Source organism: Streptomyces durocortorensis (assembly GCF_016901035.1).
GTDB classification, from domain to species: domain Bacteria; phylum Actinomycetota; class Actinomycetes; order Streptomycetales; family Streptomycetaceae; genus Streptomyces; species Streptomyces durocortorensis.
Window position 1 is genome coordinate 32485 of the sequence record NZ_JAFEUF010000011.1, and the last position, 6508, is coordinate 38992.

Below are 6508 nucleotides of genomic sequence, written 5' to 3' on the forward strand. Positions count from 1 at the left end.
CCTTTCGGGGGCGGGGCGTGGCCCCGCGGGGGTTTCTCTAACCCGGTCTTCAGGGGGCTTCGCCTTCGTCCCCCGCGCCCCGGTCCCCCCTCGTCGGGCCCCCGGGGCTCCTCACGTATCGCGTCGGGTCAGCGCGTCCAGTACCCGGCCGTACCCCGGTCACCGCCCCAGCGTCTCCCCGTCCCCCATCACGATCACCGGGTTCATCGCCGGGTCCAGCAGCCGCAGCAGCTCCTCCATCTGCTCCTCCGGGACGGAGACGCAGCCCTGGGTCGGGCCTTCGTGGTCGACGTGGATCCAGATGCCGCCGCCGCGTTCGAGGCCGAGCGGGCGGGTGCGGTTCAGGGGGCTGACGCCCGGAGTGCGGTTGTAGTTGATCGCGACGACGTAGTCGAAGGAGCCCTCCAGCGGCTCGCCGAAGAAGCCCTCGCCGTCCACCGCGAACCGAGGGTGCTCGTCGTACGGCAGCAGCGCACCGGGGTCGGGGAGCCGGCCGCCCGCGTCGGTGAGGGTGTAGACGCCCGTGGGCGATCTCCGGTCGCCCGCCACGTGGAAGTCCGTCCAGCCCTCCATGCCGTTGTGCGCCGGCCAGGGCCCCGCGACCGGCTCCCAGCCCTGTGCCGGATCCGCGCGGCTGTACAGGACCGCGCTGGAGCGGTAGGAGTCGGCCTCCTCGCCGGTCACGACGAACGCCTGCCGGGCCTCGGCGGGGATCTGAGCCAGGGTCTCCGGTCCCAGATCCGGGATCTCGGCGGGACTCGGGACGGGCGTCGGGCTGGGGGAGGTCCGGAGCGTGGACGCGGCGTCGGACTGCGGGCCCGCGGCGCCCTGTCCCGGGACGCCGACCGGGGCTTTCTCCGGAGCGACGTCGGAGGAGCAGCCGGTGAGCAGCAGGGCCAGGACGAGGAGCGGTGCGGCGAGAGGGGTGTCTCGGTGCCAGTCTTTGCCGGGCCCGGCCCCGCCGAACCCGAACCGGGGCCATCCGGCTGTACCGCGTCGCCCTGCGGTCATCGGCTCCCGGCCGCGCGCAACGAAACAGCCCCCGATCGGGTGATCGGGGGCTGTTTCACGTGAAACATCTGCAGAGCGGCGCCGTAGCGACTACGTGGCGGCGGGCTTCTCCGACGCGCCCGCGCCCTTCGCGGCGACCGGCTTGCGCAGCTGGATGTTCAGCTCGCGCAGGCGGGTCTCGTCCAGCTCGGTCGGGGCGCCCATCATCAGGTCCTGGGCGTTGCCGTTGAGCGGGAAGGCGATCGTCTCGCGGATGTTGGGCTCGTCGGCGAGCAGCATCACGATGCGGTCGACGCCCGGGGCGATGCCACCGTGCGGCGGGGCGCCGAGGCGGAACGCGCGGAGCATGCCCGCGAACTCGTGCTCCACGGTCTCGCGGTCGTAACCGGCGATCTCGAAGGCCTTGAGCATCAGCTCGGGCTCGTGGTTACGGATCGCTCCCGAGGACAGCTCGATGCCGTTGCAGACGATGTCGTACTGCCAGGCGAGGATGTCCAGCGGGTCCTTCTGCTCCAGGTCGGCGAGGCCGCCCTGAGGCATCGAGAAGGGGTTGTGCGAGAAGTCGATCCTGCCGGTCTCCTCGTCCTTCTCGTACATCGGGAAGTCGACGATCCAGCAGAACCGGAACACGCCTTCCTCGAAGTGGCCGGCGCGCTTGGCGGCCTCGACCCGGACCGCCGACATGATCTTGGAGACCTCGTCGAACTCGCCCGCACCGAAGAAGACCGCGTGGCCCGGGACCAGCGAGAGGCGCTCGGTGAGCGTCTTGACGTCGGTCTCGGTGAGGAACTTGGCGATCGGTCCGGCCAGCGTGCCGTCCTCGCCCACGCGCACCCAGGCCAGGCCCTTGGCGCCGTGCTCGACGGCGTACTCACCGAGGCCGTCGAAGAACTTCCGGGACTGGCCCGCGGTGTCCGGGACCGGCAGCGCGCGGACGTGCTTGCCGGCGAACGCCTTGAAGCCGGAGTCGGCGAAGACGTCGGAGATGTCGACGAGTTCCAGCTTGGCGCGCAGGTCCGGCTTGTCGTTGCCGTACTTCAGCATCGACTCGCGGAACGGGATGCGCGGGAACGGCGAGGTGACCTCGCGGCCGTTGCCGAACTCGGTGAAGAGCTCGGTCATCAGCTTCTCGATCGGCTGGAAGACGTCCTCCTGCTCGACGAAGGACATCTCGACGTCGAGCTGGTAGAACTCGCCCGGCGAGCGGTCGGCGCGGGCGTCCTCGTCGCGGAAGCAGGGCGCGATCTGGAAGTAGCGGTCGAAGCCCGAGATCATCAGCAGCTGCTTGAACTGCTGCGGGGCCTGCGGCAGCGCGTAGAACTTGCCGGGGTTCAGCCGGGACGGGACGACGAAGTCACGGGCGCCCTCGGGGGAGGTCGCGGTGAGGATCGGAGTCGCCATCTCGTTGAAGCCGAGGGCCACCATCTTGGAGCGGATGGAGGCGATCACGGCCGAGCGCAGCATGATGTTGCGGTGCATGCGCTCGCGACGCAGGTCGAGGAAGCGGTACTCCAGACGCCGCTCCTCGTTGACACCGTCCTCGGTGTTGATCGTGAAGGGCAGCGGGCCGGCCTCGCCGAGCACCTCGACCTCGGTGACCTCGATCTCGATCTCGCCGGTCGGCAGCTCCGGGTTGACGTTGTCCGCGCCGCGTGCGGAGACCTTGCCGTCGATCCGGACGACGGTCTCCTTGGTGAGCTTCGCCAGGGCCTCGTTGCCGGGGGTGCCGGGACGGGCGACGAGCTGCACCAGACCGTAGTGGTCGCGCAGATCGATGAAGAGGATGCCACCCAGGTCTCGGCGATTGTGCAGCCAGCCGCTCAGCCGGACGTCGGTGCCGACGTCAGAGGCGCGGAGCTCGCCGCAGGTGTGGGACCTGTACCGATGCATCGTCGTTCATCCAGTCTTCGCGGTTAGGGATGGATTGAGCGTCCCCAGGCTACCGCCCGGGGCCGGGCCTCTTCATTTCGCTTTGCCGCCCGCCCCCGGCGGGGGCCCGCGCTCGGCCTCCCCTCGGTGGCGTGCGGAGAGCACATCTTCCTAAAGTGGGGCAATGCGCACCGAGGAAGTCCTGGCCGCGATCGCGACGGGCCTGTGGCGCTGGGACAACGCAGCCGGCACGGTCACGCTCGACGCGGAGGCGGCCCGGCTGCTCGGCCTGCCTTCCGAGCCCGGCAGCTACCGGGAGTCGGCGGTGCGCTCCCGTTTCCACCCGGTCGACTGGAACGAGATCTACGGGGTGGTGAACCTCGCGGTCACCGAGGGCACCCTCGCCGAGGCACGACTGCGGATCGTGGACGAGCGCGGGCAGGTCCTCCGTACCGTGCGCAGCCGCTCCAAGCCGGTCTTTCCGGCGGACCGGGACGACGAGGGGGCCTACGTCCTCATCGGCACGCTCCAGGAGGTCGCCGAGCCGCAGCCCGGCTCCACCGACGCCGCCCACACGCCGATCACCGGGGACTGGCGCAGGTCCCGGGAGGCGTTCCTGCTGGACGCCGGGCGGGCGCTGGCCGAGGCCCGGTCCACCGAGGAGGTGCTGCGGGTCGCCGGATCGCTGTCCATGCCCGGCTTCTCCCCGGACGGCCTCGCGGTCTTCGGCTCGGCCGGGGAGCGGCTGACGATCATCGGGCACCACGGGCACAACGTGGGGGACGAGGAGCCCTTCACCGACATGCCCCTGGAGACCGACTACCCGGCCGCCGAGGTCGTCCGCACCGGGCGCGCGATCTATCTCCCCTCCCCCGACGAGTACCGCCGCCGTTATCCGGCCACCTGGCCGCTCGCCCGACGCTTCGGACGGAAGTCCTGGGCCTTCCTGCCGCTGGTCTCCTCCGGCCGCACCATGGGCGCCTGGATGGCCGGGTTCCGGCATCCGGTGGGCTTCTCGCCGGACGAGCGGGCGGTGCTCTCGACGGTCGCCCGGATGCTCGCCCAGGCGCTGGCCCGCGCCGGGGTGGCCGAGACGGAGCGCGAGCTGTCCCTCGGGCTCCAGCGCTCGATGATGCCGACGCTGGGCCCGGAGATCCCCGGTATGACGGTGGCCGCGCGGTACGTGCCGACCGGCGGCGGGCTCCAGGTGGGCGGCGACTGGTACGACATGATCCCGCTGCCCAACGGCCGCATCGCCCTGATCATCGGCGACGTCCAGGGCCATGATGTGCGGGCCGCCGGGCTGATGGGCCAGCTCCGCATCGCCCTGCGCGCCTACGCCTCCGAGGGGCACCGCCCGGACGCCGTGCTCTCCCGGGCCTCACGCTTCCTGTCCGGGCTCACCGACGCGTACGAGAGCGTCGAGGGCGACGCGGAACCCTCGGCGCCGCGCTTCGCCACCTGCCTGTACGCGGAGGTGGATCCGGAGGCCGGAACCCTGGACATCGCCCGTGCGGGCCACCCCGACCCGGTGGTGATCAGTGCCGACGGGACCGCGGTGATCCGGCAGACGGCCGGAGGGCTGCCGCTCGGGATCGAGACGGACTCCGACTACCCCACCACCCGGGTCGTCCTGGAACCCGGCGAGACGATCATGCTGTGCACGGACGGCCTCATCGAGACCGGCGGACACGACATGGCCACCGGCTGGACCCGGCTGCGCCCGGTCATGGAGCAGCCGGTCGAGGATCTGGAACAGCTCGCCGACGCCCTGGTCCAGGCCGTGCACGGGCCGACCTCGCACTACACGACGGGGCCGCTCGCGGACCGGCGGGAGGACGACATCGCGGTCCTGGTGCTGCGCCGCGAGAGCGCCCCGGCCCCGGTGACCGCGCCGCGCCGCAGCGTCCTGACCATCGCGCAGGCGGAGCCCGAGCGGATCTCGGTGGGGCGACAGCTCGTACGTGAGCTGCTGCACGACTGGAGCGACCCGGAGCAGGTCGACTCGGCGGTCCTGATGGTCTCCGAGATGGCCACCAACGTGCTCGTCCACACGGACGGGGACGCTCTGATGGTGGCGGAGGTCTCCGGGGAGCGGGGGGAGCGGCGGCTTCGGGTCGAGGTGGCCGACGCGAGCGACGAGCTGCCGCACAAGCGGCGGCCGGGGGAGATGGCGTCCAGCGGGCGGGGTCTGGTGCTGATGGAGATGCTGGCGGATGCGTGGGGGGTGGATCCGCGGGGGGAGGGGAAGTCGATCTGGTTCGAGCTGTACGAGTCGGATGAGCCGGGGGAATTGGTGGCGGCTGCGGCGTCCTGAGCGTGGGGCCCTTTGGACCCGGTGTCTGGAGAGGGACTGGGGCTCGGCTCCGTTCGCGAGTGCGGGGCCGCCGCCGCGAGGGTTCCGTCCTCAAGCGCCGGACGGGCTGGGCTCTCACGCTGACGGTCCAGAAGGTTTCCCGTGTCCCCTGCGTAGCTCGCCCAGGACTCCGAATGCTGCCGCGCACAGGGGTACGGCCAGGAGCATGCCCAGCAGGCCCGCCACGCTCGCGCCTGCCGTCAGGGCGATCATGATCATGGCGGGATGCATCTGGACCGTACGGCTCTGGATCATCGGCTGGAGCACATGGCCCTCCAGCACCTGGACCGCGAGCACCACCCCCAGCGCCCACAGGGCGATCACGAACCCCCGGTCGGCCAGCGCGACCAGCACCGCCACCGCGCCGGAGAGGAACGCCCCCAGGTAGGGGATGTACGCGCCGACGAAGACCAGCGCGCCGAGCCCCACCGCCCCGGGAACGTCCAGGATCAGCAGGCCCACCGTGATGCACACGGCGTCGATCAGGGCGATGAACGTGGTGCCGCGCATGAAACCCTCGACGGCCTCGAACGCGCGCCGCCCCATGGCCTCCACCAGGTCCCCCGTGCCGCGCGGGGCCACCGTGTGGGCCAGGTTGACCGCCCGGTCCGAGTCGCGCAGGAAGAAGAACGTCAGCAGCAGGGCCAGCACACTGGTCGCCACCAGCGAACCGATCAGGCTGATACCGCTGAGCAGACCACCCGCCGCGCTCGCCCCGAACTTCTCGACCAGGCCCTTCGCGTTGTCGGCCAGGTCGTCCACGTCCGTGGCCCCGGCGATGTCGAGGTGGTCGACGACCCACTGGCCGGCGTCCTTCAGGGAGGCGACGATCTGGTCGCCGGAGTCGACGAGGGCGGTGACGACGATGTACCCGGCGCCGCCGACCACCGCGACGAGGGCGGCGCAGGTCAGTCCGGCGGCCAGGGAACGGTTCAGACGACGCGCGATGAGCCAGCGGTGGACGGGGCCGAGCAGGGCGGTGCCGAGCAGGGCCAGCAGCACCGGGGTGACCGCGGTCTTGAGGACGACGACCAGCCAGATCGCGACGGCGGCGACACCCACGACGAGCAGGACGACACCGCACCAGGCGGCCGCGCGGCGGGCGCTCTCAGGCAGGAGGGGCTTGGATGCGGGCACCCTCCCAGCCGATCACGGTGTGGGGGGGGGGGGGGGGCCCCCGCCCCCCCCCCCCCGTACGGGGGAGCCCAAAGACACACGGCGCCGGGCCGCCGGCGGCCCCCCCCCCCCGCGGGGGCCCAAAGCCACGGGAAA

At 71.7% G+C, this 6508-nt stretch carries 4 protein-coding genes; 1 reads left to right on the forward strand and 3 read right to left on the reverse strand.

The genetic code is table 11. The features are described from left to right. Positions 1 to 159: 159 nt before the first annotated feature. Both JS521_RS04120 and aspS read right to left on the reverse strand, forming a co-directional pair. On the reverse strand, positions 160 to 900 hold the full coding sequence (locus JS521_RS04120; protein WP_205081368.1) for a L,D-transpeptidase family protein: 741 nt from the start codon (positions 898 to 900) through the stop codon (positions 160 to 162). Positions 901 to 1101: 201 nt separating this feature from the next. Continuing rightward, positions 1102 to 2901, reverse strand: coding sequence for an aspartate--tRNA ligase (aspS, locus tag JS521_RS04125; protein ID WP_205081337.1), 1800 nt, complete (start codon positions 2899 to 2901; stop codon positions 1102 to 1104). Positions 2902 to 3064: 163 nt separating this feature from the next. Between aspS and JS521_RS04130 the strand changes: the two genes are divergently transcribed. Continuing rightward, a complete protein-coding gene (locus JS521_RS04130; RefSeq protein WP_205081338.1) occupies positions 3065 to 5197 on the forward strand; it encodes an ATP-binding SpoIIE family protein phosphatase in 2133 nt (710 codons plus the stop codon). Between the two features lie 114 nt (positions 5198 to 5311). Here JS521_RS04130 and JS521_RS04135 read toward each other — a convergent pair whose 3' ends face one another. Next, positions 5312 to 6373: an AI-2E family transporter gene (locus JS521_RS04135; RefSeq protein ID WP_205081339.1), complete on the reverse strand. Its 1062-nt coding sequence runs from the start codon at positions 6371 to 6373 to the stop codon at positions 5312 to 5314. Positions 6374 to 6508: the final 135 nt, after the last annotated feature.

Bases quoted from the DNA above. Each gene is read 5' to 3' on its own strand.
- JS521_RS04130 (WP_205081338.1), top strand. From the start codon at position 3,065: ATGCGCACCGAGGAAGTCCTGGCCGCGATCGCGACGGGCCTGTGGCGC.
- aspS (WP_205081337.1), bottom strand. From the start codon at position 2,901: ATGCATCGGTACAGGTCCCACACCTGCGGCGAGCTCCGCGCCTCTGAC.